This is a genomic window from Bradyrhizobium yuanmingense, assembly GCF_029167105.1.
In the GTDB taxonomy this organism is placed as follows: Bacteria; Pseudomonadota; Alphaproteobacteria; order Rhizobiales; family Xanthobacteraceae; genus Bradyrhizobium; species Bradyrhizobium yuanmingense_A.
Genome location: NZ_JARFML010000027.1, coordinates 1 through 25,232, shown reverse-complemented (window position 1 = coordinate 25,232; position 25,232 = coordinate 1). Strand labels below are relative to the sequence as shown.

Genomic DNA, 25,232 nt, shown 5'->3' with positions numbered 1-25,232 from the left:
CGAACGCCCCAGAAGTCCCGCGCCTACTCCACGCCCCTTTGCGCGATCCTGACCCCGTCGGCGATCCGGTCGCTCGGGTGCAGCACGACGCGGTCGCCGGCGGCAAGGCCCGAGAGCACTTCGGCCGTGCGGTTGTTGCGGTGACCGATCTGGATGGGGACGGTTTTGGCGCGGCCGTTGTCGTCGGTAAAAACTGCCCATTGGTCGGCTTTCCGGAACAAGGCGCTCACCGGCACGGTCAGGGCGTCAGGGGCGCTCCAGGCGGTGACGTGGACGATGACACGATAATCGTGTCCGAGCGAGGCCCACGCCTCGGGCGGATCGGTGAAGTCGATGGTGACGCGGACGCGCTGCTCCTCGATGCCGAGCGCGGAGACCTTCAGGAAGCCGGCCGGGTCGACGCGGACCACCTTGCCCTTGATCGGCGGCCCGCCCCAACCGTCGATGCGGGCCGGCGCGCCGACCTTGATCTGGACGGCGTCGGTCGAAAGCAGGTCGGCGACGACCTCGAGGTCGAGCGGGTTGCCGATATCGACCAGCGGCGCTCCGGGCAGGACCGTCGTCTCGCTGTCCTGGATGATCTTCAGCACCCGTCCGCTTGCAGGCGCCAGCACGCGGATGCAGCACATCGGCTGCGCCGAGGGCGCGGCATTGGCCGGATCCATCAGCCGCGCCGCCAGACTGGTACGCACCGCGCGACGCATCTCGACCTGGGCCTTGGCGCTCGCCAGCGCGGCCTCGCTGGTGGCGACCTCGAATTTCGCCTTGTCGAAGGCCTGGGCGGACACGGACTGGGTGCGCAACAAGGTCTGCGCGCGCTGAAATTCGGTCCTGGCAAAATCGAGCGCGGCTTCGATCCGCTTCACCTCGGCTTCCTGCTGCTGAATGGAGGCATCCGCAGCCAGGACCTCGGCCTGGAGCTGGTCTCGCGAGCGCGCGTCGATGAAGCCCGGCAGCGTCGGCTGCATCAAGGCGACGACGGTCTGGTTGGCGGTCACCTCGTCGCCGACATGGAGGGAAGGTCCTTGTTCGCCGAACGGATGCGAGATCCTGAGGACCTTGCCTGCGATCGGCGCCGAGACGGTGTAGACGTGGCGGACGCGGGTCTTGCCGTCGTCGTCAGCCGTGACCTCGATCGGTCCCCTCGCCACGGTCGCGAGATCGACCAGGACCGGCCGCGGCCAGGCGAACCAGGCCAGCCCTCCTGCAATCGCGACCAGAAGCGCGGCGCCGATGATGCGTTTGGTCCAGTTGGCGGGCATGGCTAGTCTCGCGTCTTGAGGACCGCGACGAGGTCCAGTTTGTCGATGCGTTCACGGATCACGGCGGCAGAGGCGATGGCGGCCAGCACCACGACGGAGGTCGCAATGACATAGGTCGAATGCTCGACCACGAGGCGGACGCGCATCAATTCGCCGGCCAGATTCGTCTTCATCACCCATGCCAGCCCATAGCCCATCAGCCAGCCGGGCGGCTGGGCGATCGCGGTAAGGATGGCGAGCTCGAGGAGCAGGATGCGCAGCACCTCGCCACGCGTGAATCCGAGCACGCGCAGGCTCGCCAGTTCGCGCGCCCGTTCAGACAGCGAGATGCGGGCGTTGTTGTAGACCACGCCGAACGCGATCACGGCCGCAAGCCCGGTGTAGATGCTCGCCATCGTGGTGACGAGCAAGGCGACGGTCTTGCGGAAGTTCGCCAGCGAGACGCGCTGCAGACCCACGCCGGCGACGATCGGCATCGACTTCACCGCCGCGTAGAAATCCTCCGTCCTGTTGCCGTCGAGGCTGAGGTTGACGCTGTTCACGACCGGCGCCTCACGCATCAACTTGCGCAGCGCCTCGATGTCCATCATGCCGCGGATGCCGAAATAGTCCTCGACGGTGGCCACGACCGGCAACGTCACCGTGCGACGGGCGCCTTCCAAGAGATCGAGCTCGACGCTATCGCCGGGCGAGACGCCGAGGATGTGAGCGAGCATGTCGGAGATCGCAAGGCCGGTTTCGGGAAGCGCGACGGGCCGCAAGTCGAAGTCGATGATGCGCCTGAGATCGGCGTCGGGAGGCCGGCCGCTGATCGTGATCCGCCGCTCGATGCTGCCGTGACGAATGCGGACGGGCACCTCGCGGAACGGCTCGGCGGCGAGCACGCCCGGAAGCCGGTTCACCTGCTCCACCACATTCGCAATCCGCTTCTCGGCGAAACCGATGGTCGCGTCCTGGCGGTCGGCGAGGAAGTAGGTGACGTCGATCAGGTGCTCCATCGAATCGCGCGTGAACAGCGAGACCACCAGGATCGCCGTGGCCAGCGCCATGCCGAGCGCCGTGAACGCGGCGCGGACCGGATGGCGCGCGATGTTGCGGATCATCATCAGCGTCGGCTGCGACACGAACCGGTCGAGCTGCACGCGCTCCGGCAGCAGCCGGCGGTAGACCGGCGGGGCCGGCGGCTGCATGGCGATGGCCGGCGGCAGCTTCACCACCTCGCGCAGCGCCCGCAACGCGCCGATCGCAGCCGCCGCCGCGCTGAGCGCGCCCGCGATGATGTAAAGGTCCGGCGCCCGCGCGAACACCAGGAACGGGAAGTGGAAGAAGTCGCCGAACAGCGCCGTGACGCGCAATCCCAGCCAGGTGCCGGCACCGCCGCCCAGGATGATACCGATCACCACGATCAACGCCACGAATTTCAGATAGTGCAGCATCACGCTGCCGCTGGAATAGCCCAGCGCCTTGAACAGGCCGATCTGCTCGCGCTCCAGCGCGACAAGCCGGGTCAAGGTGAGGTTGACCAGGAACGCGGCCACCAGCAGGAAAATCGGCGGCAGCGTGCGGCTCATGTTGTTGAGCATGTCGAGCTCGTGATCGAGCCAGGCATGCGAGGTCTGGTCCTTGCGCCCATGGGCCGCCTGGCCGCCATAGGGGTCGAGCAGGGCGTCGAGCCGCGCGATCACCTCGCGCTCGGACGCGCCGGGCTGCAGCTTGATCGACACCGCCGAGAAGGCGCCGTCGAGATCGTAGACGCCGGCAAGCGCCTTCTCCGACATCCAGACGATGGCGAAGCGGCGGTCATCCGGCATCAGGTCGCCCGGGCCGACGGTGTAGACGAACTCGGGCGACAGCGCGGTGCCGACGATGACGAGCTCGCGCTTCCTGCCGTTCAGGATGGCCGAGAACCTCGCGCCCTCCGAAAAGCCGTGCGCGCGGGCGAACGGCTCGTTGACGACGATTTCTTCAGAACGTCCGGGCTCCGGCAGCCGCCCGGACCGCATATAGAGCCGGTTGAGATGCGGCTCGCCGTTGTCGGGCAGCGAGACGAAGTGCGCGCTGGCCGGCGCCGAGAATCCGGGAATGTCGAGCAGCGCCGGCTTGGCGATGCGGACGTCGACGGCGGCGACGCCGGGGATCTCGCCGATCCTGGCGGCGAGCGCCTTGGGAGCGCGCTTGACCTGCGCGAACACGTCGCCGAAGCCGTAGCGTTCGTAATAGGCGATCCGCGTCTCCTCCAGCGACCGATGCGAGCCGACCGCGAGCACCAGCGTGGCAACGCCGCCTCCGACGACCAGCGCGACGGCGAGGACTTGGGCCCAGAGCCGCCTGACGTCGCGAAACAGCTTGATGTCGAGCGCCCGCATGGAAGTCACCAGGTGAGCTCGGCGGCCTGCCGCCGGGTCTCGTTGGTCTGAATCCGGGAGATGCGGCCGTCGGCGAAGAACAGCACCCTGTCGGCGACCTCCTGGATACTGGCATTGTGGGTGATGATGAGCGTGGTGGTTCCGAGCTGCCGGTTGACGCCAAGCAGCGCGTCGATGACGCGGATGCCGGTCTTCGAATCCAGCGCCCCGGTCGGCTCGTCGCAGAGCAGCACCGCCGGCCGCTTGGCGATGGCGCGGGCAATCGCGACGCGCTGCTGCTCGCCGCCGGAAAGCTGGGCGGGGAAATGATGCATCCGCTCTTCCAGCCCGACCAGCGCGAGCGCGTCGGCGGGGCGCATCGGATTTCTGGCGACCTCGGTGACCAGCGCGACGTTCTCGAAGGCGGTGAGGCTCGGCACCAGATTGTAGAACTGGAACACGAAGCCGACATGGTCGCGGCGATACAGCGTCAGCTCGCGGTCCTGGAGGTCGGTCAGGTCGAGATCGCGGAAATACAGCTTGCCGCTGCTCGGCCGGTCGAGACCGCCCATGATATTGAGTAACGTCGTCTTGCCGCTGCCGGACGGGCCGAGCAGCACGACCACCTCCTTCGCGTCGATCTCCAGATCGACGTTTCTGAGCGCATGCACCATCACCTCGCCGGAGACGTAGGTCTTGGTCAGTGACTTCGCGGTGAAGACAGGCCCGCTCATCGACGTCCTTTCAAGCCCGTGCCGTTCGCCGGCATCTCCTTGCGCGAAGGTCAGCCGTGGCGATAGCCGCCGGAAGAGCCCTGACCGGATCGCCGGTTGAGATGGGGAATAAACGCCGGCACCTGCGCGGCGTATTTCGCATAGGCCTCGCCGAACGCTGCCCTGGCATCCCGCTCCTCGTCTTTCGCAAGCTTCACGTACATCGCGGTCAGGACCGGAAACATCGCCAGCGTGAGGATGGTCGGCCATTGCAGCAGGAAGCCGAACATCACCAGCACGAAGCCGACATATTGCGGATGCCGGACGTAGCTGTAAGGCCCGCTGGTCGCGAGGCTGCGGGTCTGTTGCGCGTCGTACAGCACCCGCCAGGCGGCAGCGATCAGAAGGAACCCCGCACCGATGAAGATGAAGCTCAGGACGTGGAACGGACCGGCATGCGGATTGGTCTTCAAGCCGAACATCATCTCCAGCAGGTGGCCGGCATCATGCGAGAACCAGTCGACGTTCGGATAGTGCGACTGCAGCCAGCCCGACAGGAAGTAGATAGTGAGCGGGAAGCCGTACATCTCGACGAACAGCGCAACCAGGAACGCACTGAACGCGCCGAAGGAGCGCCAGTCGCGCGAGGTCTGCGGCTTGAAGAAGGAATAAGCGAACAGGATGAAGACCGCCGAATTGACGATGACGAGGCTCCAGAGGCCATAGGCCGGCGCAGCGTCCTGCATCACACGCTCCTTTGGTCGTTCGGGCCAGCGCCGCGATGGCGGCCGTGTCCGCCATGCATGAAGACGTGCATGAGCGGACAGGCGATGAGGGGCAGCCAGACCAGAAGCCCGAGCACGTGGGCCTGGTGCTCGGTGAACAGCAGCGCGCCGGCGACGACCAGGAACCCGAGCAGGACCAGGCCGGCCTTGGCCCTGGTGGACATGCCCGCTTGCGGGCGCGCTCGAATATCGGAATGGTCTTGCACCGTCATGGCACGCTCCTGCGGCTATCAGAAGCCTAGCGGCGCGACCGTCGTCAGAGTTGATTCACGTCAAGGTCCAGCGCCCATCCGAGCCGCGAGCAACAGCCTTCTCGTCCAGGATGATGCGGACATGAGCACGGGCTCGTCGCACCTTGACATTTCTCAAAGCGCGCCTTCGGCCGCCTCTTATGATGCAGCCTTCACAATCGCTGGAGGATGGACATGATCACGAAGACAGTCTTGGCCGCAGCTGGCATCGTTTGCCTGCTGGCGGCGCCGGCGCTGGCGCAGAGCACGGACAAGGAAAAGAACGGCCACCATTACAGCGGCGGACCGAAGACGGAAGTGCCCCACCACATGGGCAAGAAGGAGACGACCGGCAGTTCGGCGAAAGCGGCGTCAGGCGGCCATCATTACACCGGCGGCCCCAACACCTCGACGCCTCACCATATGGGCGAGAAGACCAAGTAAGCCTGCCCAGGGCCCGCGGCGCGGGCCCGCCTCCGACCGGAGCGCGCGATGCAACGAGCTTGCTCGCGTGCGAGGGGCGGCGGGCTGAGTCTTCACGAGAGACAACCTCCGGGAGGAGATAGCCGCCCGGCATTGCGCCGACCTCTCCCGCAAGCCGGCCGGAGAGCAGCGCGTGACTTGCGCGAGAAGGAAGCGCGTGCTCACGCCACCAGCGCGGCGTCCTCGTCGCCGTCGATGCCGAGCTGTGCGGCCAGCAGGCTGACGATCTCCGCATTCGGCCGGGCCTTGCTGAACAGGAAGCCCTGGCCCTCATGGCAGCCTTCGGCGCGGAGGCAGCTGAGCTCGGCTTCGGTCTCGACGCCTTCGGCGGTGATGGTGACGCCAAGGCCCTTGCCGAGGCTGACGATGGAGCGGATGATCGCCTGAGCCTCGCGGTTGGCCCCGAGATCGCGCACGAAGGACTGGTCGATCTTGATCTTGTCGAACGGGAAACTGCGTAAGTAGCTGAGGCTGGAATAGCCGGTGCCGAAATCGTCCATGGAGATGCGCACGCCGAGCGCGCGCAGCGCATGCAGCGTCGCCAGCACCTGCGCGCTCTTCTCAAGGAGCAGCGTCTCGGTGATCTCGAGCTCGAGCCGGCGCGGCGCCAGGCCGGAATGTTTCAGCGCGTCAGTGACCATCGAAAGCAGATTGCCGCTGCGAAACTGGAGCGGCGACAGGTTGACCGCGACGCGGACGTCGTCGGGCCAGGCCGCGGCGTCGAGGCAGGCCCGGCGCAGCATCAGCCCGCCAAGCGGATTGATCAGGCCGGTGTCCTCGGCGACCGGAATGAACTCGGCCGGCGACACCATGCCGCGCTCGGCATGCGGCCAGCGCACCAGCGCCTCGAAGCCGGTGATGCGGCCGCTCGAGAGGTCGATCAGCGGCTGGTAGTACGGCCGCAGCACGTCGTTCTGGATCGCGTCGCGCAGCTCGACCTCGATCTTGCGGCGGCTCTGCGCCTTGGCATCGAGTGCGGCCTCGAAGAAGGCAAAGCTGCCGCGCGCGTCCAGCTTGGCGCGCGACAGCGCCATGTCGGCGCTCTTGAGCAGCTTTTCGGAATCCTCGCCATCGCCCGGCGCCATCGCAATGCCGATCGAGGCGCCGATCACCACGGAATGACCGTCGAGCAGATAGGGGTCGGCAATGGCCGCAAGGAGACGCTTGGCCAGCATCACCGCGTCCTCGGGGCGCGCCAGCCCGCTCTGCACGATCGCGAACTCGTCGGAATTGAGCCGCGCCAGCGCGTCCTCCTCGCGCAAGGTGGAGCGCAGCCGCTTGGCGACGCCGCGCAGGAGCTTGTCGCCGACCGCATGCCCCAGCGTGTCGTTGACCGCCTTGAAATTGTCGAGCCCCAGCATCAGCAGCGCGACCTTCTCGGCACCGCGGCGCGTGTGCAGCAGCATCTCGTCCATCTGCTGCCGCAGCAGGCTGCGATTGGGCAGGCCGGTCAACCCGTCATGCTGGGCCATGAAGGCGAGCCGCGCCTCGGCGCGCTTGCGCTCGGTGATGTCCATCAGCGCGAGCAGCACCGCGGGCCGCTCGGCATAAGTCAACTCGCGGGAATAGATCGCAAGGTCGATCAGCGCGCCGTCGGCCTTGACGTGCTTCCAGGTGCGGCCGGCCTGATCCTCGCCGGTCCCATCGACGATCCAGGGCGGCTCGCTTTCGAACGCCTGCAAGGACCGGATCTTCAATCGCTCGAACTCGGCCCGGCTGTAGCCGTAATGCGCGACCGCGGCATCGTTGACGCCGAGGATGCGCTCGTCGTCCAGCGCGCAGACGATCATGGGCACGGGATTGCCGTCGAACAGCAGGCGGAACGAGGCCTCGCGCTGCTTGAGCTCGGTGATGTCGACGCGCAGGCCGACGACGCCGCCGTCATCGGTCAAGCGCTCGTCGATCAGGATGACGCGGCCGTCCGACAGCTTCTGCTCGTGGCGCGCGCCGGGCTTGTAGAGCTTTTGCAAGCGCTCGGCGATCCAGGCTTCTTCATTGCCGATGGCCTCGGGATAATCGCCGCGGGCGACGCCGATACGCAGCGTGTCCTCGAGCCGCGCGCCTTCCTCGAACAGATCGGCCGTCTTGCTGTAGATCTCGGCGTATTTCTTGTTCCAGAGGACGTAGCGGCCTTCGGCGTCGAGAAACACGATGCCCTGCGGCAGGATGTCGATGGCCTGGCGCAGGCGCTCATGGGATTTGCGCGCCTCCGCGATCGCGGCTTCCGCCTCGGCACGGCTGCGCAGGATTTCGTCGTGTTCGGAAAGGGCACGGTGCGCGCGCGCGAAGCGCGGCTTGCGCGCCTTTTGGCCGGCGCGGGCAAGCACGCTTTGCTTTCGCTTTCTTGTTTTTCGAGACCCCAAACTCAACTTCACTTGTCCCAGTCGCGTCCAGCGGCCGCAAGTTTTGAGGCAAGTGTCTGAAAAAAAAGTAATCTTAGCCAGCCGCGGTCCGCGCGCGGGGCGCATATTGCCTGTTTGCGCGGCGTGGCGGGCGGCGGCGGGCGCCATCAGACTGAGTGCGGCGCCCGCAATCAGTGAGCGATCTGGCGCAAAATTACGCGCGCGCCTGAATCGGTTCCGAAATTGCGCGCGATTGCATGCGAACCGCAGAATTTTCTGCGCGCCGCGCACGAATTTTGGTCAATGCAGGATACGGTTATTACACCCTTAAGAAACGGCGGGTCGAGACGCGATTCGGGCGCGCCGCGGTGAACCGGCGGCGGGCTCGTCGCCTCGTTCTTAACCCTGGTGCAGCATTGGGCTATAAGAGCATCAGCATGAGTCGCCGCGGCATCACCTTCCTCCTGCTCTCGTTCGTCTGCCTGGGCGCCGGTGGCGCGCTGGCCCAGGACCGTGGCAGCATCAACCCGAAGCCGCTGCCGCCGCTCGCCAATCCCAACGACCCCGATCTCGCCGCCAAGGAGCTGTTCGCGCGAAAGCTGCTGCCGTCGAAGGGGCCGGCCCACGTCGTCGGCTCCTATACCAGAGGCTGCATCGGCGGCGCGCAGCAGATGCCTATGAACGGCGATCATTGGCAGGTGATGCGGCTGTCGCGCAATCGCGGCTACGGTCATCCCGACATGATCGCGCTGATCAAGCGGCTCGCCGCGAAGGCGCACAAGGACGCAGGCTGGCCCGGCATCCTGGTCGGCGACATCGCGCAGCCGCGCGGCGGGCCGGCGCTGTCAGGCCATGCCAGCCACCAGATCGGTCTCGACGCCGACATCTGGCTGACGCCGATGCCGGACCGCCGGCTCTCGCGCGAGGAGCGCGAGGAAATGTCGGCGGTGATGATGGTGCGCCAGGACCGGCTCGACATCGACCCCAAGGTGTTCACGCCAGGCCATGTGCTGGTGCTGCGCGCCGCCGCGCGCGAGCCCGCCGTGCAGCGCATCTTCGTCAATGCCGCGATCAAGAAGGCGCTATGCCGCGAGGCCAAGGGCGACCGCGCCTGGCTGTCGAAGATCCGCCCCTGGTGGGGCCACGACTACCACTTCCACATCCGCATGCACTGCCCGGCCGGGGCCGGCGAATGCGAGGGCCAGCCGTCACAGGCCGAGGACGAAGGCTGCAAGCCCGCCGATCTCGCCTACTGGTTCTCCGATGCGGTGCTGCACCCCAAGCCGCCGCCCGAACCGCCCAAGCCGAAGCCGCCGATGACGCTCGCGCAGATGCCGGCAACCTGCAAGGCGGTGCTGCATGCAGGGGATGCGAAGCCGTAAGGTTCGTGGCCACGGCATCCACCGCAGTGGTACCGGGGCCCGGGACCCCATAACCGCAGGGAGTGGTACTTGCGCGAAGCAGGTCACTCCGAGTCTTCGCCCAACGCAATCCTGTGGTTATGGACACCGGGCTCGCGCTACGCGCGCCCCGGGATGACGGACTCGCCGGCCCGATAGCCGCTGGCCGACAACCGGCCGCCTTTGACCTGCGGCCGCGGCCTGCTATGTTTGCACTGCGATATCCCCGCGGGCCGTAAGCCGTCGCTAGGGACCGTGGAACGGCGCTTCCGCCCGTCGCATCTGACCCAGCCAACGCCAGATTTCGCGCGTGCAACCTTGCGCGCGCGAGCTAGCACGGAGCGCATCCATGTTTCGCCTGCCAGGATTTTTCATCGCCTTCGTCATTTTCGCCGGCACGGCCGTCGCGCCGGCCGCGGCCGAGGACAAGACCATCACCGTGTTCGCCGCCGCCTCGATGAAGAACGCGCTGGACGAGATCGACGCCGCCTACACCGCCAGGACCGGGGTCAAGTTCAGCGTCAGCTACGCGGCAAGCTCGGTTCTGGCCAAGCAGATCGAGCAGGGTGCGCCGGCCGACGTGTTCGTCTCCGCCGACACCGACTGGATGGACTACGCGATCGCCAAGAAGACCATCAACGAGCCGTCCAGGGTCAACCTGCTGGGCAACAGCATCGTGCTGATTGCGCCGAAGGATTCCAAGATCGACAGCGTGACGATCGCGCCAGGTTTCGATCTCGCCAAGCTCGCCGGCGACGGCAGGATCGCGACCGGTGACGTCAAGTCGGTCCCTGCAGGCAAATATGCCAAGGCGGCGCTGGAAAAGCTCGGGGCCTGGCAGGCCGCGGAGCCGAAATTCGCCATGGCCGAGAGCGTGCGCGCGGCGCTGACGCTGGTCGCGCGCGGCGAGGCCGTGCTCGGCATCGTCTATTCCACCGACGCCAAGGTCGAGCCGGGCGTGAAGATCGTCGGCACGTTCCCGGCGGATTCGCATCCTGCGATCATCTATCCGGTCGCGGCGACCAGCACCGCCAAGCCGGAGACGAACGACTATCTCGCCTTCCTGCGCTCGACGGCGGCCAAGACCATCTTGGAGAAATACGGCTTCAAGTTCCTGATCAGCCCCACGACCTGATTGTTGCGACCTGATTGTTGCGACCTGATTCTTGCAAACCTGATTTTGCCACCTGTTTTCTGCGACCTGATATGACGACTTGATGTTCGAGATCTCTCCCGCCGAATGGACGGCGATCCTGCTTTCGCTCAGGGTCGCCGTCATTGCCACGCTGGTCGCGACGCCGTTCGGCATTGCGCTGGCGTGGCTGCTCGCGCGGCGTGATTTCTGGGGCAAGTCGGTGCTCGACGCACTCGTGCACCTGCCCCTGGTGCTGCCGCCCGTCGTCACCGGTTATCTGCTGCTGCTCACCTTCGGCCGCCGCGGCCTCGTCGGCGGCTTTCTCGCCGATTATCTCGGCATCGTCTTCGCGTTCCGCTGGACCGGTGCTGCGCTCGCCTGCGGCGTGATGGCGTTTCCGCTGCTGGTGCGGCCGATGCGGCTGTCGATCGAGGCGATCGACCGCCGGCTCGAGCAGGCCGCGGAGACGCTCGGCGCAGCGCCGTGGAAAGTGTTCTTCACGGTGACGCTGCCGCTGGCGCTGCCGGGCGTGCTCGCCGGCATGGTGCTGGGCTTTGCCAAGGCGATCGGCGAGTTCGGCGCCACCATCACCTTCGTCTCCAACATCCCAGGAGAGACCCAGACGATTTCGTCCGCGATCTATTCGCTGATCCAGACCCCCGACGGCGACGCCGCGGCGGGAAGGCTCGTGATCGTCTCGATCGTGCTCGCGATCGGCGCGCTGATCGCGGCCGAATGGTTCGCCCGCCGCGCCACGCAGCGCCTGCACGGGAATTGACCATGCTGCGCGTCGACGTCGAAAAACAGCTCGGTGAATTCTCGCTGTCCGCTTCCTTCAGCAGCGAGGGGCGCGTCATCGGCCTGTTCGGTGCCTCGGGCGCCGGCAAGAGCTCGCTGGTCAACATGATCGCCGGCCTGCTGCGGCCTGATCGCGGCACCATCGCGATCGATGGCGAGATCGTCGACGACACCGCGGCCGGCATTCACGTGCCCACTTACCGCCGCCGCATCGGCTACGTGTTCCAGGATGCGCGGCTGTTTCCGCATCTGAGCGTGGCGCAGAATCTCGACTACGGGCGGCGGATGAATGGGCTTGCGCCCGACCCGGCGCAGCACAAGCGCATCATCGACCTGCTCGACATCGGCGCGCTCAGGGATCGCCGTCCCGGGAAGCTGTCCGGCGGCGAGCGCCAGCGCGTCGCGCTCGGCCGCGCGCTGCTGTCGAAGCCGCGCCTCCTGCTGCTCGACGAGCCGCTCGGCGCGCTCGATGAGGGCCGCAAGCTCGAAATCCTGCCCTACCTGGTGCGGCTGCGCGACGAGGCCAATGTGCCGATGGTCTATGTCAGCCACGACGTCGCCGAGCTGCGCCAGCTCGCGACGCAGATCGTGATGCTGAAGCAGGGGCGGGTGACGAGTTTCGGCGGGGTGAAGGTGCTGACGTGAAGGCTCGTGGCCCATCCCCGTCATTGCGAGCGAAGCGAAGCAATCCAGAGTCTATCCGTGGCGGCAGACTGGATTGCTTCGTCGCAAGAGCTCCTCGCAATGACGAGGAAACATCAAACTCCCGCCACCGAGGACCACAGCTCCGCGAGCTTCTTACGCAGCGCCCGGGCGCCTGTCAGCGGCGGCGGTGTCTCGTCATCTTCGGGCAGGCGCAGGCCGACGACGTTGACGCGCCCCCCGGAGATGCTGCGGGCGACCAGCACGATCTCGCCCAGGGCGAGCTCGGCGCCCTCCCTCGGCGCGTGGTCGAGATGGACGTCGAAATAATCGGCGAGCGTGAGCTTGCTCTCGTCCTCACTCACCTTGACGCCGTAGATCGCGGCGAGCTCGGCGAGCGTGTGCTCGCCGGAGACCATGAAATCGCCGAGCAGATGCGGATCGGGCGCGGTGCTCGGCTGCATGTCGACGAAGAAACGGTCGAGCGACTCGGCCTTTTCCGGCGGGGCCAGCAGATAGATGTAATCGCCGGGCGCGATCGGATCGGCTTCCGCCGGCGTCAGGATGTTCTCGTTGCGGATGACGAGCGTCGGCTTGGACCAGGACGGGATCAGGCCACGGCGGAAATACAGGCTCTTGGGCCGCACCGGATAGCCGACCAGCTGCTGCTCGAGCTGGCCGGGCAGATCGAGCTCGACGCGGCGCGGGCCGCGCTCGGCGCGGGGCAGCGCCACGTGCAGCTTGCGCGCGGCCGGCGCCAGGGTCCAGCCTTGCAGCAGAAGCGAGATGATGACGACGACGAAGGCCACGTCGAAATAGAGATAGGCCTTGGACAGCCCGACCAGCATCGGGATCGAGGCCAGGAAGATCGCGACCGCACCGCGCAGACCGGTCCAGGCGATGAAGATCTTTTCGCGCCAGTTGAAGCGGAACGGCGACAGGCACACGAACACCGCGATCGGCCGCGCGATCAGCATCAGGACCAGCGCCACGGCGATGGCCGGCAATATGCTGGCACCGAGCCGGCTCGGCGACACCAGGAGACCGAGCAGCACGAACATCACGATCTGCGCCAGCCAAGTCGCGGCGTCCAGGAACGTCACCACCGAATTGTGCGCGCGCGTCGGCCGGTTACCGATGATGATGCCGGCGAGATAGACGGCGAGGAAGCCGGAGGCGTGCATGATCTGCGAGCCGCCAAAGATCACGAGCGCGGCCGTGGTCACGAACGGCGCATGCAGGCCCTGCGGCAGGGCGACCTTGTTGAGAGCGATGACGACGAGGCGGCCGCCGATGACGCCGACGACGGCACCCAGCGCCGCCTCCTGGATGAACTCCATCAGCACATGGCCGGGCGAGCTCGTGCCGACCGAGATGTATTCCACCAGCATCAGGGTGAGAAAGATCGCGAAGGGATCGTTGGTGCCGGACTCCGCCTCCAGCGTCGCGCCGACGCGCGGACGCAGACGCAGGCCCTGGGTGTGCACCAGCAGGAACACCGCGGCCGCGTCGGTCGAGGCCACCACGGCACCGACCAGCAGCGATTCCGACCAGTTGAGGTCGAGCGCGTATTTGGCGAACGGCGCCGTGACCAGCGCGGTCAGCAGCACGCCTGCGGTCGCGAGCACCACGGACGGCGCAAGCACGGTGCGGATGCTGGCAATGCGCGTGCGCAGGCCGCCGTCGAACAGGATCAAAGCGAGCGCGACGGAGCCGACCAGATAGGTGGTGCGGACGTCGTCGAACTGGAGCTGACCGGGGCCGGAATCGCCGGCGAGCATGCCGATGATGAGGAACACGAGCAGCAAGGGCGCGCCGAAGCGCAGCGCAAGCAGGCTCGAGAGGATGCCGGCCATGACGAGGACGGCGCCGAGCAATATGGCGAGACTGACGGAGTCGAGGGAAGCCATCCACCTTCCGGGTAAGAAATCGCTGGAATTTCATCCTTATCGTCGGTGGACTCGTGCGCCAACCCATTTTCGCGCTTCGCGGCAATCTGCCCGCATTTTACGGCCTTAACGCGCTTCACTTCACGGTGTATCGATGGCCCGGCCGCGCCCTTTGTGGGATTGTCCGGCGCCCTCGAATCAATTCCTGCCCGCTTGCCGACGAGACCCGATGGACATGGACCTCAAAGACTTCATGGAGTTCGTGCAGACCACCGCACGCAGCGTCGGGGCGGAAATCTCCTCACCCTGGTTCTACCTGCAATTCGGCCTCATCCTGGCCGCGGCCGGCATCGCCTATGCCGCGGAGGCGGCCATTCGCAGCCGTCTCGATATGACGTCACTGGCGATGCGCTGGCCGCTGCCGCTCCGGCATTTCGTCCGGGTCATGGTCGCCAGCGCCTCGACGGCGGTGTTCACGCTGCTCGTGATCGTCTCGCGCGTGGTGATGTATCACGCGACCTGGCCGAGCCGCTCCTATCTCTTGATGGTCGCGGCCAAGCTGGGTTTCGCCTGGCTGGTGATCCGGCTCGTGACCTCGGTGCTGCGCAACGCCTTCATCGTCAAGCTGGTGTCGATCACCGCCTGGTTCGTCGCCGCGCTCTCCATCGTCGGCCAGCTCGATGCGACGGTCGACCTGTTGGATTCCTTCGCCATCGTGCTCGGCGGCCTCAGGCTGACCCCGCTCCTGGCGCTCAAGGCCGGCGCGCTGCTGCTGATCGCACTCTGGCTCACCAACATCGCCAGCAATTTCGCCGAGAGCCGGATCAATTCGACCACCGACCTGACGCCGTCGGTGCAGGTGCTGCTGGTCAAGATCATCCGCATCGGGCTGCTCACGGTCGCGATCGTGATCGCGCTCGGCGCGGTCGGGATCGACCTGTCGGCGCTCGCGGTGTTCTCCGGCGCGGTCGGCGTCGGCATCGGTATCGGCCTGCAGAAGATCGTCGCCAATTTCATCTCGGGGATCATCCTGCTCGCGGACAAATCGGTGAAGCCCGGCGATCTCGTCACCATCGGCGACAATACCGGCCGCATCAGCGCGATGAAGACGCGCTATATTTCGGTCGCCGCCGGCGACGGCCGCGAATTCCTGGTCCCGAACGAGGATCTGGTGACGCAGAAGGTCGTCAACTGGACCTATACCGACAAGAACACGCTGGTGAAGATCGCCTTCGGCACCAATTACGACGCCGACCCGAAGCTGGTCTGCAAGCTTGCGGCCGAGACCGCGGAAGCCCATCCGCGCGCGCAGAAGGGCAAGCCGCCCACCTGCCTCCTGACCGAGTTCGCGGAAGCCGGGATGAAGTTCTCGCTGACCTTCTGGATCGCCGACCCCGACGGCATGGACAGGGTCAAGAGCGACGTGATGCTGGAGCTGTGGGACGCCTTCAAGCGCGAGGGTATCCGGGTTCCCTATCCCGTCCGCGAAATCCGCATCCGCGGCGGCGCCCTGCCGGTGGAAACCGCCGTGGAAGTCCCGAATTAGGTCACTTTCACCCCCCAAGCAGGCCGCTCGGCTTGCATGAAGCCTGCCAATCATTAGATTGGGGCCTGAAATCAAGCCTTTCCGCCAAAATCGAGATCAGCCCGAGAAGACCTGACACGCATGAGCTACGTCGACGCCACTGAGACCTCCCTGCGCAAGACCGGACAGATCAAGCTGCACGGGCCCGCCGCCTTTGCCGGCATGCGCAAGGCGGGCGCGCTGGTGGCCAAGTGCCTCGACGAGCTCACCGACATCGTCGGGCCCGGCGTGCCGACCTCCAGAATCGACGATTTCGTCCGGGACTTCGCCTTCAGCCATGGTGCCTACCCGGCGACGCTGATGTATCGCGGCTACCGCTACTCGACCTGCACCTCGCTCAACCACGTGGTCTGCCACGGCATGCCCGGCGACCGCCCGCTGAAGGAAGGCGACATCGTCAACATCGACGTCACCTTCATCGTCGACGGCTGGTATGGCGATTCCAGCCGGATGTATGCGATCGGCCCGATCGCCCGCAAGGCCGAACGGCTGATCGAGGTGACCTATGAGGCCATGATGCGCGGCATCGCCGCGGTGAAGCCGGGCGCCACCACCGGCGACATCGGCCACGCCATCCAGAGCTTCGTCGAGCCGCAGGGCATGAGCGTGGTGCGCGATTTCTGCGGCCATGGCCTGGGCCGCATGTTCCACGACGAGCCGAACATCATCCATATCGGCCGGCCCGGCGAGGGCGTGCAGCTCAAGCCCGGCATGTTCTTCACCATCGAGCCGATGATCAATCTCGGCAAGCCGCATGTGAAGATTCTCTCCGACGGCTGGACCGCGGTGACCCGCGATCGCTCGCTGTCGGCGCAGTTCGAGCACTCCGTCGGCGTCACGGCGACGGGGGTGGAGATTTTCACGCTGTCGGCGCGACATGGCGAGAAGCAGATCGGGTGATTTGAGGCGCCGTCGTATGAGGCGCGACTGCTCCCGCAATTGACGGTTGCAAAAACGCCAAGCCCCGGCAATGCTGGCGGCCGATGCCCGCCAAGCCTGACCACGACAAGAGCAAGCCTGACGAGACGCCGCACTATCTCGGCCATCGCGAGCGGCTGCGCGAGCGCTTCTACAGCGCGGGCGCGGATGCGCTGAGCGACTACGAATTGCTGGAGATGGCGTTGTTTCCGGCGCTGCCGCGGCGCGACACCAAGCCGCTCGCCAAGACGCTGATCAAGACCTTCGGCTCGTTCGCCGAGGTCGTGCATGCGCCGGTGGCGCGCCTGCGCGAGGTCGAGGGGGTCGGCGAGTCCGCGATCAACCAGCTCAAGCTGATAGAAGCTGCCGCGCATCGCGTCGCCAAGGGCGAGGTCAACAGCCGCAACGCGCTGTCATCCTGGAACGAGGTGATCGCCTATTGCCGCACCAGCATGGCGTTTGCCGAGAAGGAGCAATTCCGCCTGCTCTTCCTGGACAAGCGCAACCAGCTGATCGCCGACGAGGTGCAGCAGACCGGCACGGTCGACCACACCCCGGTCTACCCGCGCGAGGTGATCAAGCGCGCGCTCGAGCTGTCCGCGACCGCGCTGATCCTGGTGCACAACCACCCCAGCGGCGATCCCTCGCCCTCGCAGGCCGATATCCAGATGACGAAGGCGATCATCGACATCGCAAAACCACTGGGGATTGCCGTGCATGATCACATCATCGTCGGCAGAAACGGGCATGCCAGCCTGCGCGGGATGCGGTTGATCTAGAGCCTCAAATCAGATGACAAGGCAACGATGAGCGATTGGCTGCACAATCTGCCGGTGTCCCTGATGGCGCTGGTGATCTTCGGGTTTACCTATCTTCTGGCCGCGGCGATCTTCGCAGGCATCGCGCTTGTCGCGACAGGAGAGCGCGCAAAATCGCTCAAAGCGATCTCGCCGGGCATGCTGCCCGTGCTCGGCATCATCTTCGGCCTGTTCGTCGCCTTCACCGCAGCGCAGGTCTGGGGCGACAGCGATCGCGCCAGTGCCGCGGTAAGCCGCGAGGCCAGCGCGCTGCGCAGCGCCGTGCTGCTGGCCGGCGGCCTGCCGGCGGAGCAGGAGGCGAAGCTGCGCGGCCTGGTGCGCGACTATGTCGGGCAGGCCGTCGCGGTGGAATGGCCGATGATGGCGCATCAGGAGGCATCGCTGAAGGTGACGCCGCCGGCGCTCGCCGATGCCCTGCAGCTCGTCATCACGATGACGCCGCAAGGCACGGGGCACGCGAATGTGCAGCGCGAGCTCATCGCCGCGCTGGAGCAGGCGCTGGATGCGCGGCGGCAACGGATCATCGTCAGCCTCGCCGCGGTCAATCCAGTCAAATGGTGGTGCCTGTACCTCCAAGCCGCCTGCGCATTGCTGGTGATCGGCCTCGTTCATTGCGACAATCGGCTGGGATCGGCGATCGCGATGGGACTGTTCGCAACGGGGGTGGCCACCTCGGTCCTGCTGATCGCCGCGCACGACCGGCCGTTCGCCGGCCAGATTTCGATCCAGCCAGAGCCGCTGCTCCAGATCATGCCGGAGGCAGCGGCGAAGACCTAGAGCGCGTCAGCTTCGGTCGCAATACCTGATCCTGGTGCACAATGATCCATCCGGCGATCCGTCACCCTCGCAGGCCGACATCCAGATGACGAAGGCGATCATCGACATCGCAAGACCGCTCGGCATTGACCACATCATCGTCGGCTAGAGTGGCCACGCGAGCCTGCGCGGGCTGCGGCTGATCTAGGCCAGTTCAGAACCCCTGGTTCTTGGCGGCTTTCAAATGGTCTTCTGCGGCTGTGATGCCGGCGAATGCCTTGAGCGTCAGAGCGGTCGGTTGCGGTTTCCATCCGGCAACGAGTTTCTCGGCCTGCTCGAGCTCAGGTTTGGACAACATGGAAGCCATTTCGTTCACGTTCTTGGCCGGCGCCACCTTCGAGAGCTTGAAATAGGCATACGACAGGGACAAATCTCTCGGCGTTCCCTTTCCGGCCGAATAGGCGCGGGACAGGCCGAACAGGGCCTCAGGCAGCCCCTGGTCACCCGCCAGCTTCCACCATTTCAGCGCTTCTTCCGAATTGCCTCGCCGGTCATACGTGAGCGCGACGTCGTGCTGGGCGCGCGCATAGCCCGCATTAGCGGCAACGAGCTTGTATTTCAGGGCTTGATCCGCGTCGGTTGCGATGATGCCTGCGCCTTGACCGTCATAGTAGCAACCGAGCTTGTAGGCGCCGAGGGGGTCGTTGCCGGCGGCCGATTTCTGAAACCACTCGAAGGCCTGGCTGCGATCCTGCTGTGTGCCGATGCCGTTGTTGTGCATCATGCCGACATGATATTGCGCCTCGGCATCGCCGCGATTGGCCAATGCGACCATTGCATTGAAGGTGCGGGTGTCATTCGCGCTGGCGGGCATCGCGAAAAGCAGGAGGCACAAGAAGGCCAGGGCAACGAATCTCATGTCAAAGCCCGATCGAGTTTGAACCATTCCGTGTTGGTCGCTCGAGACGGACGAAAAGTTCGAAATCCAACAAATGCCGAAATCAGCGATCTCGCCTGTCGGAATCGGCGCAAGGCACCGCGCTGCGATCGAAGGTGACGGCTTAGAATATGGATGAGGAGGAGTTCTTCTGTGGGAGCAGCTGCGCTCCCTCCCCCGCTTGCGGGGGAGGGCTGGGGAGAGGGCGCCTCTGCAATCGAGAACCCCCAGCCCTCACCCGCGCCTTCGGCGCGACCTCTCCCGCAAGCGGGAGAGGTGACCGAGCCAGCATCGAGCCCGCCTACTGCCGCAGCATGATCAGGGGATCTGCCGTGTCGGGGACGCGGCGCCACTGGGCGTGGTCGTCGGCCTCGAACTGCCAGGCTTCGCCTGATTTCGACATCAGGATGATCTGGCCGCGCTCGAGGCGCCATTGCGTCGGGTTGAACTGCGCAATCGCCGCGTCGCATCTCGGCTTGAGGAAGACCTGAAAATTGTCCGAATCCGCCTCGGTGTTGGTCAGCGTCAGTCCGCAGATCGGCTGACCCTTGCCGCGCACCATCGACCAGTCGCCGATCATCTGGTCCATCGACTTGGCCATCGAGCGCGCGGCGGCAAGGTCCTGCAGGATGTAGACGCCCTCGCCCTGGCGCAGGCCCTCGAAGATGCCGGCCTCGACCTCGGTGAAGTCGATCACGGCTTCGCCGGTCGCATCCTGCAGGCGCACGATGTCGAGGCCCCTCACGCTCCAGGCCACAATGTCCTTGGTGAAGGGCAGCGCGGTCTTGCAGGCCGGCTCCAGCTCCAGCTTGTAGCCCTGGCCTGCGGCGTCAGCCTTGAGGGTGACGACGCAGGTCTTGCTCCGCTCGGTGGTCGAGAGCTCCCATTGTCCGGGCATCTGCTTCTTCAGGCTCGCCGCATCCTGCGCATGCGCGATGCCGATCGCGGCCAAGGGGGCCGCGACGGCGCCGATCGCGGCCAAAAAGGCCGCGGCGGCGAATGCGAGAAGGCGACGAGCGACCATCAGCGCCCCTTGACCGGCGTTTCCGCAACTGGCGTCAGCGGCGCCTTGCCGGCGAACCAGGCCTTGAGATTGTCCACCACGAGCTGGTCCATGGCGTTGCGCGTCACCACCGAGGCTGAGCCGATATGCGGCAGCAGCACGACGTTCTGCATGGATTTGAGCTCGTCGGGCACGTTCGGCTCGGCCGCGAACACGTCGAGCCCGGCGGCGAGAATGGTGCCGGATTTCAGCGCCTGGATCAGCGCGGGCTCGTCGATCACCGAGCCGCGGGCGACGTTGACCAGTACGCCGCGCGGGCCGAGCGCCTTGAGCACCTCTTCATTGATCATCTTGTTGGTGCTGGCACCGCCGGGCACGATCACAACAAGCGTGTCGACCGCTTTCGCCATCTCGATCAGGTCGGGGTAGTGCTTGTAGGAGACGTCCTTGGAGGGGTTGCGCGAGTGGTAGACCACCGGCACCAGCGAGGCGTCGAGCCGGCGCGCGATGGCCTGGCCGATCCGGCCCATGCCGACGATGCCGACCTTGCGGTCGCGCAGCGAGCCGACGCTGAGCGGATAGTTCTGGGTCTGCCAGAGCCCGGAGCGGACATAGCGGTCGGCCTTGATGAACTCGCGCAAGGTCGAAATCAGAAGGCCCATCGCGACGTCGGCGACCTCCTCGGTCAAGACGTCGGGCGTGTTGGTGACGATGATGTTGTGCTCGGCCGCATATTTGGCGTCGATGTGGTCGTAGCCGACGCCGAAGCTCGCCACCATCTCCAGCTTCGGCAGCTGCGACAGCGAGTCCTTGTCCGCACGCACGGTGTGGTAGGTCACCGCGACGCCGCGGATCTTGTCGCGGACCGCGGGCGTCAGCCGCTCGAGATCGCCGCGCGTCTCCGCCTTGTGCACGACGAAATGATCGGAAAACCCGTTCTCGAGGATCGGCCGCACCGGCCCATAGATCAGAAGGTCGATCTTTTCGGACGAAATCGAACCGGCAGCCATCAGTTTTCCTTTCCAAGCGCGCTCTCATGCCAGCGCCGTAAAACGAGGTGGGAAACTAGCGCCAGCACCCCATAGATGACAATCCCGGCCAGCGACAACAGAAGCAGCGCGGCGAACATGCGGGGTATGTTCAAGCGATAGCCGGACTCGGCGATCCTGTAGGCGAGCCCGGAGCCGGCGCCGGCCGTTCCGGCCGCAATCTCGGCCACGACCGCGCCGATCAGCGACAGGCCGCCGGCGATGCGCAGGCCGCCGAGAATGTAGGGCAGCGCCGCCGGCAGCTTGAGGAAGCGCAGGGTTTGCGGCTTCGAGGCGCCATAGAGCTGGAACAGGCCGGCGAGGTTGCGGTCCACCGAGTTCAGCCCGAGCGTGGTGTTCGACAGCACCGGGAAAAATGCGACGATGAAGGCGCAGACGACCACCGCGGTCTGCTGCTCCAGATAGATCAGCAAGAGCGGCGCGATCGCGATGACCGGCGTCACCTGCAGCACGATGGCATAGGGGAACAGCGAATATTCCACCCATTTCGACTGGTTGAACAGCAGCGCCAGCGCGATGCCGCCGATGCTGGCGGCGACAAAACCTTCGAGCGTGGTTGCAAGCGTGGCCGCCAGCGATTGTGACAGCACCGCCCAGTCCTTGATCAATGTCAGCAGGATGACGGAGGGCGCCGGCAGCACGTAAGGCGGGATCTCCCTGATGCGGACCACGAGTTCCCAGGCAAGGAGGCCGGCTGCGAAGACGATGACCGGCAGCACGAAGCGCATCGCGCGTTGCGCGGCGGATCGTTTCGCGATGACCGGGCTTTGCGCGTTCATAGCGTCGACTGCCCCGAATAGGACGGCGCCAGCGCGGCCGACACGCGTCGGCAATAATCGGAATAGGCCGTCGAGGTACGAAACTCCTCGCCGCGCGGCTCGACCGTCTCGATACGGATGTCGGCCTGGATGCGGCCCGGCCGCGCCGTCATGACCACGACACGCTGCGACAGATAGACGGATTCGAACACCGAATGGGTGACGAAGATGACGGTCTTGCGTAAGCGTCGCCACAGCGCCAGCAGATCGTTGTTGAGGCGGAAGCGCGTGATCTCGTCGAGCGCGGCGAACGGCTCGTCCATCAGGAGGATATCCGGATCGGTGACGAGCGCGCGCGCCAGCGACACCCGCATCTTCATGCCGCCGGAGAGCTCGCGCGGAAAGCTATCGGCGAAATCGGCAAGGCCGACGCTGGCCAGCGCCGCGTCGGCACGCGCACGCCCCTCCGCTTTCGGCACGCCGCCGAGCTTCAGCGGCAGGCGCACGTTCTCGCGAACATTGGCCCAGGGCATCAGGGTGGGCTCCTGGAACACGAAGCCGATGCCGTGACCTGGCTGCGGCACGCCCTCGCGCCGTGCCACTCGCACCGTGCCCGATGATGGCGCGCCGAGCTCGGCGATCAACCGCAACACCGTCGACTTGCCGCAGCCGGAGGGGCCCAGCAGCGAGATGAACTCGCCCTTGCGGACGGCAAGGTCGAACGGGCCGAGCGCCATCACGCCGTTGTCATAGACCTTCGTCACGCCGCGCAGGCTGACGGCGAGAGCCGTCAGGCTGGCCTCGACGGCGGGCGATGGATTGCGCTCTACCATTGAGAGCGGGCTGCTGCGTTTCGGGCGCTCTTCAGCTCTCCACAAGGGGGAGAGGTGGGCCCCAGCCGCACCGCCGTGCCGGATCTCAGCATGCGTTACGGCTTGTTCGGGCGCAGCTCGACGCCGACGCCCTTGTTGACGAAGCGCAGCGTGTAGGATTTGCGGTAGTCGAGATCCGCCTTCACGACCCCGGCCTTGACCATCTTGTTGAAGAAGGAGGCATAGCGCTCGTCGCTCATTGCGCCGATGCCGTTCTTCAAGCTGTCGCCGGAATCGACGATGCCGTGCTCCTTCATCTTGACGACGGAATAGGCCAGGAGATCGTCGGTCATCTCCGGGTTGAGCTGCTTGATCAGGGCGTTGCCGGCGGAATTGTCCCGGTAGAGGTAATTGTACCAGCCGATCATGGAGGCATCGACGAAGCGCTGCACGAGATCAGGCTTCTTCTCGACGATCTCACGGCGGGTTTCGATCAGGGTGGAATAGGTGTTGAAGCCGTAATCGGCGAGCAGCAGCACATTGGGCTTGAAGCCGGCGGCCTTCTCCACCGCAAACGGCTCGGAGGTGACGTAACCCTGCATGGCGCTCTTGGGATTGGCGATGAAGGGCTGCGGATTGAAATTGTAGGGGCGCACGTTCTTCTCGCTGAAGCCATATTCGGACTTCAGCCATTGGAAGTAGCTGGTCATGCCTTCCTTGGAGACGAACAGCGTCAGCGGCTTGAGGTCCTCGATCTTGGCGACCTTGGCATCAGGCTGCGTCAGCATCACCTGCGGATCCTTCTGGAAAATCGCGGCGATGGTGATGACGGGAACGTTGTTGGCGACGGCATCGAACGACATCAGCGTGTTCGCGGCCATGAAGAAATCGATCTTGCCGGCGATCAGCAGCATCCGGTTGTTCTCGTTCGGGCCGCCGGGGACGATGGTGACGTCGAGGCCGTATTTCTTGTAGGTGCCGTCGGCGACCGCCTGGAAGAAGCCGCCATGCTCGGCCTCGGCGACCCAGTTGGTGCCGAAGGTGACCTTGTCGAGCGTTTGGGCGCGCGCCGGCGCAAAAGAGGCGAGGGCGGCCAACAAGCCTGCAACTAACGCTCGCCGCAGATGAAAGGGGGTCATAATGGCACTCCGTCGATCGTGGCTGGCCCAATCGCGACTGGTCCGGGTGAAGGCAACGCGATAGAACCGCATGACATCAGGGGATGCGAGCCGGCCGGACCCGCATCCCCTCATACCGCAAATTACGTGACAAATTCGGGCAAGGAAACCTCGATGACGCCCTCCCGCGACTGGATCGACATCGACTGGGCTGATGCGAGCCCCGGCGAGGTGTCGCGCTGGATCGCGGTGCTGCCGCTGGCGGCAACCGAGCAGCACGGTCCGCATCTGCCGCTGTCGACGGACGTGCTGATCGCGGACGCCTATCTGGCACGTGTGCGTCAGCTGTTACCCACCAGCATTCCGGCGAGCTTCCTCCCGGTCGAACGGGTCGGGATTTCGACCGAACATATCGACTATCCGGGCACGCAGACGCTGCCGACTGAAATCGCGCTGAGGAAATGGACAGCGATCGGTGCGGACGTTGCAAGCCGCGGCGTGAGGAAGCTCGTCATCGTCACCAGCCATGGCGGCAACAGCGCGGCGATGATGCTGGTTGCGCAGGATCTGCGTGCGCATCACAAGCTGTTCGTGGTGACGACGTCGTGGTCGCGGCTCTCGGGCGCGGACAAATTGTTCCCGGCCGATGAAGTGCGGCACGGCATTCACGGCGGCGCGGTCGAGACCTCGATCATGCTGGCGCGCTATCCCGATCAGGTACGCAAGGATGCGATCGCCGATTTTCCCGCGAGCAGCATCGCGATCGAGCAGCAGTATCGCTGGCTGTCGACGCAGCGGCCGGCGCCATTCGCCTGGCAGGCGCAGGATCTCAACGCCAGCGGTGCGGTCGGCGACGCGACGCTGGCTGACCCAGCGAAGGGCGAGCAGCTGCTCGATCAGGGCGCGACCGCGTTCTGCGAGCTGCTGGGTGAGGTCGATAACTTCGACGTGAACAGGCTCGCCAAGGGCCCCCTCGGCTAGGGGGCATCTTCCTGGATTCATTCAGGAAAGATCGAGTCTTCGCGAGCGCATTTGCAGTCTTCGAACCGGACGCGAGGAGCCTCCGTCCAACTGGGCACGCGGGCCACAACGGACCGCCTCAACCCCGGATGGAGTTTCATATGTCGATCAAGACCAAGATTGCCGCCGCAGCTCTCGCTGCTCTCGCCGTGACCGGCAGCATCGCGTCCACCACCACCTCGGCCGAAGCCAAGCAGCCCGCCTGGGTCTATGGTGTGGGCGCCGGCATCGCCACCGCCGCCGTCGTCGGCTCCGCGATCGCCGCCACGCACGACCCCTATTATCACGGCTATCGCCGCTGCGGCTGGGTCGCCCAGTACAACGCTTTTGGCCAGTACGTCGGCCGCGTTCGCACCTGCTACTGATCTGAGTATCTGAGGCCGATCTCCACGTGGATCCTGCGTCCGACACGGGCGCCTCATCCACCCCGTGTC

24 protein-coding genes and 1 pseudogene are annotated in these 25,232 nt (G+C 65.7%); 12 read left to right on the top strand and 13 right to left on the bottom strand.

All coding sequences use genetic code 11. From position 1 onward, the window contains the following. Positions 1 to 23: 23 nt before the first annotated feature. The 5 genes from P0R31_RS28915 to P0R31_RS28895 are packed head-to-tail and all read right to left on the bottom strand — an operon-like array spanning position 24 to position 5,317. Positions 24 to 1,262, bottom strand: a complete 1,239-nt coding sequence (locus tag P0R31_RS28915) for an efflux RND transporter periplasmic adaptor subunit (protein ID WP_275517819.1) — start codon at positions 1,260 to 1,262, stop codon at positions 24 to 26. A 2-nt stretch (positions 1,263 to 1,264) separates the two neighbouring features. Continuing rightward, positions 1,265 to 3,628 (bottom strand): ABC transporter permease, encoded by a 2,364-nt coding sequence (locus P0R31_RS28910; protein ID WP_275517908.1) that lies wholly within the window; start codon positions 3,626 to 3,628, stop codon positions 1,265 to 1,267. 5 nt (positions 3,629 to 3,633) lie between these two features. Beyond that, positions 3,634 to 4,341 carry an ABC transporter ATP-binding protein gene (locus P0R31_RS28905; RefSeq protein ID WP_275517817.1) on the bottom strand — a complete coding sequence of 236 codons (708 nt, stop codon included), beginning with the start codon at positions 4,339 to 4,341 and terminating at the stop codon, positions 3,634 to 3,636. A gap of 50 nt (positions 4,342 to 4,391) precedes the next feature. Continuing rightward, positions 4,392 to 5,066 carry a methyltransferase family protein gene (locus P0R31_RS28900; protein ID WP_275517816.1) on the bottom strand — a complete coding sequence of 225 codons (675 nt, stop codon included), beginning with the start codon at positions 5,064 to 5,066 and terminating at the stop codon, positions 4,392 to 4,394. Continuing rightward, the gene (locus P0R31_RS28895) at positions 5,066 to 5,317 is read right to left on the bottom strand and encodes a DUF2933 domain-containing protein (RefSeq protein ID WP_275517814.1); all 252 of its coding nucleotides are present in this window, start codon (positions 5,315 to 5,317) and stop codon (positions 5,066 to 5,068) included. Before P0R31_RS28895 ends, P0R31_RS28900 begins: the two co-directional genes overlap by 1 nt. Positions 5,318 to 5,530: 213 nt before the next feature. Between P0R31_RS28895 and P0R31_RS28890 the strand changes: the two genes are divergently transcribed. Continuing rightward, a complete protein-coding gene (locus P0R31_RS28890; RefSeq protein ID WP_275517812.1) occupies positions 5,531 to 5,779 on the top strand; it encodes a hypothetical protein in 249 nt (82 codons plus the stop codon). A 200-nt stretch (positions 5,780 to 5,979) separates the two neighbouring features. On the opposite strand, the gene P0R31_RS28885 is transcribed toward P0R31_RS28890, so the two are convergent. Continuing rightward, the gene (locus P0R31_RS28885; protein ID WP_275517811.1) at positions 5,980 to 8,145 is read right to left on the bottom strand and encodes an EAL domain-containing protein; all 2,166 of its coding nucleotides are present in this window, start codon (positions 8,143 to 8,145) and stop codon (positions 5,980 to 5,982) included. Positions 8,146 to 8,597: 452 nt separating this feature from the next. Here P0R31_RS28885 and mepA point away from each other — a divergent pair, with 452 nt between their 5' ends. From mepA to modC, 4 genes are all read left to right on the top strand, one after another. Further along, a complete protein-coding gene (gene mepA, locus P0R31_RS28880) occupies positions 8,598 to 9,542 on the top strand; it encodes a penicillin-insensitive murein endopeptidase (RefSeq protein ID WP_275517810.1) in 945 nt (314 codons plus the stop codon). 367 nt (positions 9,543 to 9,909) lie between these two features. After that, positions 9,910 to 10,695 carry a molybdate ABC transporter substrate-binding protein gene (gene modA, locus P0R31_RS28875; protein ID WP_275517809.1) on the top strand — a complete coding sequence of 262 codons (786 nt, stop codon included), beginning with the start codon at positions 9,910 to 9,912 and terminating at the stop codon, positions 10,693 to 10,695. An 82-nt stretch (positions 10,696 to 10,777) separates the two neighbouring features. Then, positions 10,778 to 11,473 (top strand): molybdate ABC transporter permease subunit, encoded by a 696-nt coding sequence (gene modB / locus P0R31_RS28870; RefSeq protein ID WP_275517808.1) that lies wholly within the window; start codon positions 10,778 to 10,780, stop codon positions 11,471 to 11,473. Between the two features lie 2 nt (positions 11,474 to 11,475). Continuing rightward, positions 11,476 to 12,138 (top strand): molybdenum ABC transporter ATP-binding protein, encoded by a 663-nt coding sequence (gene modC, locus P0R31_RS28865; RefSeq protein WP_036014214.1) that lies wholly within the window; start codon positions 11,476 to 11,478, stop codon positions 12,136 to 12,138. 113 nt (positions 12,139 to 12,251) lie between these two features. Here the strand turns inward: modC and P0R31_RS28860 are convergent, their stop codons facing one another. After that, the gene (locus tag P0R31_RS28860; RefSeq protein ID WP_275517807.1) at positions 12,252 to 14,045 is read right to left on the bottom strand and encodes a potassium/proton antiporter; all 1,794 of its coding nucleotides are present in this window, start codon (positions 14,043 to 14,045) and stop codon (positions 12,252 to 12,254) included. Between the two features lie 208 nt (positions 14,046 to 14,253). Here P0R31_RS28860 and P0R31_RS28855 point away from each other — a divergent pair, with 208 nt between their 5' ends. The 5 genes and pseudogenes from P0R31_RS28855 to P0R31_RS28835 all read left to right on the top strand — a co-directional run. Further along, positions 14,254 to 15,570 carry a mechanosensitive ion channel family protein gene (locus tag P0R31_RS28855; protein WP_275517806.1) on the top strand — a complete coding sequence of 439 codons (1,317 nt, stop codon included), beginning with the start codon at positions 14,254 to 14,256 and terminating at the stop codon, positions 15,568 to 15,570. 120 nt (positions 15,571 to 15,690) lie between these two features. Continuing rightward, positions 15,691 to 16,509 carry a type I methionyl aminopeptidase gene (gene map, locus P0R31_RS28850; RefSeq protein ID WP_271539584.1) on the top strand — a complete coding sequence of 273 codons (819 nt, stop codon included), beginning with the start codon at positions 15,691 to 15,693 and terminating at the stop codon, positions 16,507 to 16,509. An 83-nt stretch (positions 16,510 to 16,592) separates the two neighbouring features. Beyond that, positions 16,593 to 17,306: a RadC family protein gene (radC, locus tag P0R31_RS28845; RefSeq protein ID WP_275517805.1), complete on the top strand. Its 714-nt coding sequence runs from the start codon at positions 16,593 to 16,595 to the stop codon at positions 17,304 to 17,306. 27 nt (positions 17,307 to 17,333) lie between these two features. Beyond that, entirely contained in the window at positions 17,334 to 18,122 is a 789-nt protein-coding gene (locus tag P0R31_RS28840; RefSeq protein ID WP_275517804.1) for a DUF4239 domain-containing protein, read from the top strand. Beyond that, a pseudogene (locus tag P0R31_RS28835) lies at positions 18,121 to 18,270 on the top strand (JAB domain-containing protein); the annotation flags it as partial. The gene P0R31_RS28840 and the pseudogene P0R31_RS28835, both read left to right, overlap by 2 nt. 45 nt (positions 18,271 to 18,315) lie before the next feature. Here the strand turns inward: P0R31_RS28835 and P0R31_RS28830 are convergent. The 6 genes from P0R31_RS28830 to P0R31_RS28805 all read right to left on the bottom strand — a co-directional run bounded on the left by P0R31_RS28830 (position 18,316) and on the right by P0R31_RS28805 (position 23,799). Further along, the gene (locus tag P0R31_RS28830) at positions 18,316 to 18,975 is read right to left on the bottom strand and encodes a tetratricopeptide repeat protein (RefSeq protein ID WP_275517803.1); all 660 of its coding nucleotides are present in this window, start codon (positions 18,973 to 18,975) and stop codon (positions 18,316 to 18,318) included. A 364-nt stretch (positions 18,976 to 19,339) separates the two neighbouring features. Next, the gene (locus P0R31_RS28825) at positions 19,340 to 20,062 is read right to left on the bottom strand and encodes an AprI/Inh family metalloprotease inhibitor (RefSeq protein WP_275517802.1); all 723 of its coding nucleotides are present in this window, start codon (positions 20,060 to 20,062) and stop codon (positions 19,340 to 19,342) included. Continuing rightward, entirely contained in the window at positions 20,062 to 21,051 is a 990-nt protein-coding gene (locus P0R31_RS28820) for a 2-hydroxyacid dehydrogenase (RefSeq protein ID WP_275517801.1), read from the bottom strand. The genes P0R31_RS28825 and P0R31_RS28820 overlap by 1 nt, the downstream gene beginning before the upstream one ends. Then, positions 21,051 to 21,869, bottom strand: a complete 819-nt coding sequence (locus P0R31_RS28815) for an ABC transporter permease (protein ID WP_275517799.1) — start codon at positions 21,867 to 21,869, stop codon at positions 21,051 to 21,053. Before P0R31_RS28815 ends, P0R31_RS28820 begins: the two co-directional genes overlap by 1 nt. Continuing rightward, positions 21,866 to 22,681: an ABC transporter ATP-binding protein gene (locus P0R31_RS28810; RefSeq protein ID WP_275517798.1), complete on the bottom strand. Its 816-nt coding sequence runs from the start codon at positions 22,679 to 22,681 to the stop codon at positions 21,866 to 21,868. The genes P0R31_RS28815 and P0R31_RS28810 overlap by 4 nt, the downstream gene beginning before the upstream one ends. A 95-nt stretch (positions 22,682 to 22,776) precedes the next feature. Beyond that, positions 22,777 to 23,799, bottom strand: coding sequence for an ABC transporter substrate-binding protein (locus tag P0R31_RS28805; protein ID WP_275517796.1), 1,023 nt, complete (start codon positions 23,797 to 23,799; stop codon positions 22,777 to 22,779). Positions 23,800 to 23,952: 153 nt separating this feature from the next. Between P0R31_RS28805 and P0R31_RS28800 the strand changes: the two genes are divergently transcribed. Both P0R31_RS28800 and P0R31_RS28795 read left to right on the top strand, forming a co-directional pair. Continuing rightward, positions 23,953 to 24,759 (top strand): creatininase family protein, encoded by an 807-nt coding sequence (locus P0R31_RS28800; RefSeq protein WP_275517795.1) that lies wholly within the window; start codon positions 23,953 to 23,955, stop codon positions 24,757 to 24,759. Positions 24,760 to 24,899: 140 nt separating this feature from the next. Further along, positions 24,900 to 25,163 carry a hypothetical protein gene (locus P0R31_RS28795; protein WP_210253351.1) on the top strand — a complete coding sequence of 88 codons (264 nt, stop codon included), beginning with the start codon at positions 24,900 to 24,902 and terminating at the stop codon, positions 25,161 to 25,163. The last annotated feature ends 69 nt before the right edge of the window (positions 25,164 to 25,232 follow it).

Coding starts and splice junctions, on each gene's coding strand:
- P0R31_RS28915 (WP_275517819.1), bottom strand. CDS start 1,262: ATGCCCGCCAACTGGACCAAACGCATCATCGGCGCCGCGCTTCTGGTC.
- P0R31_RS28910 (WP_275517908.1), bottom strand. CDS start 3,628: ATGCGGGCGCTCGACATCAAGCTGTTTCGCGACGTCAGGCGGCTCTGG.
- P0R31_RS28905 (WP_275517817.1), bottom strand. CDS start 4,341: ATGAGCGGGCCTGTCTTCACCGCGAAGTCACTGACCAAGACCTACGTC.
- P0R31_RS28900 (WP_275517816.1), bottom strand. CDS start 5,066: ATGCAGGACGCTGCGCCGGCCTATGGCCTCTGGAGCCTCGTCATCGTC.
- P0R31_RS28895 (WP_275517814.1), bottom strand. CDS start 5,317: ATGACGGTGCAAGACCATTCCGATATTCGAGCGCGCCCGCAAGCGGGC.
- P0R31_RS28890 (WP_275517812.1), top strand. CDS start 5,531: ATGATCACGAAGACAGTCTTGGCCGCAGCTGGCATCGTTTGCCTGCTG.
- mepA (WP_275517810.1), top strand. CDS start 8,598: ATGAGTCGCCGCGGCATCACCTTCCTCCTGCTCTCGTTCGTCTGCCTG.
- modA (WP_275517809.1), top strand. CDS start 9,910: ATGTTTCGCCTGCCAGGATTTTTCATCGCCTTCGTCATTTTCGCCGGC.
- modB (WP_275517808.1), top strand. CDS start 10,778: ATGTTCGAGATCTCTCCCGCCGAATGGACGGCGATCCTGCTTTCGCTC.
- modC (WP_036014214.1), top strand. CDS start 11,476: ATGCTGCGCGTCGACGTCGAAAAACAGCTCGGTGAATTCTCGCTGTCC.
- P0R31_RS28860 (WP_275517807.1), bottom strand. CDS start 14,045: ATGGCTTCCCTCGACTCCGTCAGTCTCGCCATATTGCTCGGCGCCGTC.
- P0R31_RS28855 (WP_275517806.1), top strand. CDS start 14,254: ATGGACATGGACCTCAAAGACTTCATGGAGTTCGTGCAGACCACCGCA.
- map (WP_271539584.1), top strand. CDS start 15,691: ATGAGCTACGTCGACGCCACTGAGACCTCCCTGCGCAAGACCGGACAG.
- radC (WP_275517805.1), top strand. CDS start 16,593: ATGCCCGCCAAGCCTGACCACGACAAGAGCAAGCCTGACGAGACGCCG.
- P0R31_RS28840 (WP_275517804.1), top strand. CDS start 17,334: ATGAGCGATTGGCTGCACAATCTGCCGGTGTCCCTGATGGCGCTGGTG.
- P0R31_RS28830 (WP_275517803.1), bottom strand. CDS start 18,975: ATGCCCGCCAGCGCGAATGACACCCGCACCTTCAATGCAATGGTCGCA.
- P0R31_RS28825 (WP_275517802.1), bottom strand. CDS start 20,062: ATGGTCGCTCGTCGCCTTCTCGCATTCGCCGCCGCGGCCTTTTTGGCC.
- P0R31_RS28820 (WP_275517801.1), bottom strand. CDS start 21,051: ATGGCTGCCGGTTCGATTTCGTCCGAAAAGATCGACCTTCTGATCTAT.
- P0R31_RS28815 (WP_275517799.1), bottom strand. CDS start 21,869: ATGAACGCGCAAAGCCCGGTCATCGCGAAACGATCCGCCGCGCAACGC.
- P0R31_RS28810 (WP_275517798.1), bottom strand. CDS start 22,681: ATGGTAGAGCGCAATCCATCGCCCGCCGTCGAGGCCAGCCTGACGGCT.
- P0R31_RS28805 (WP_275517796.1), bottom strand. CDS start 23,799: ATGACCCCCTTTCATCTGCGGCGAGCGTTAGTTGCAGGCTTGTTGGCC.
- P0R31_RS28800 (WP_275517795.1), top strand. CDS start 23,953: ATGACGCCCTCCCGCGACTGGATCGACATCGACTGGGCTGATGCGAGC.
- P0R31_RS28795 (WP_210253351.1), top strand. CDS start 24,900: ATGTCGATCAAGACCAAGATTGCCGCCGCAGCTCTCGCTGCTCTCGCC.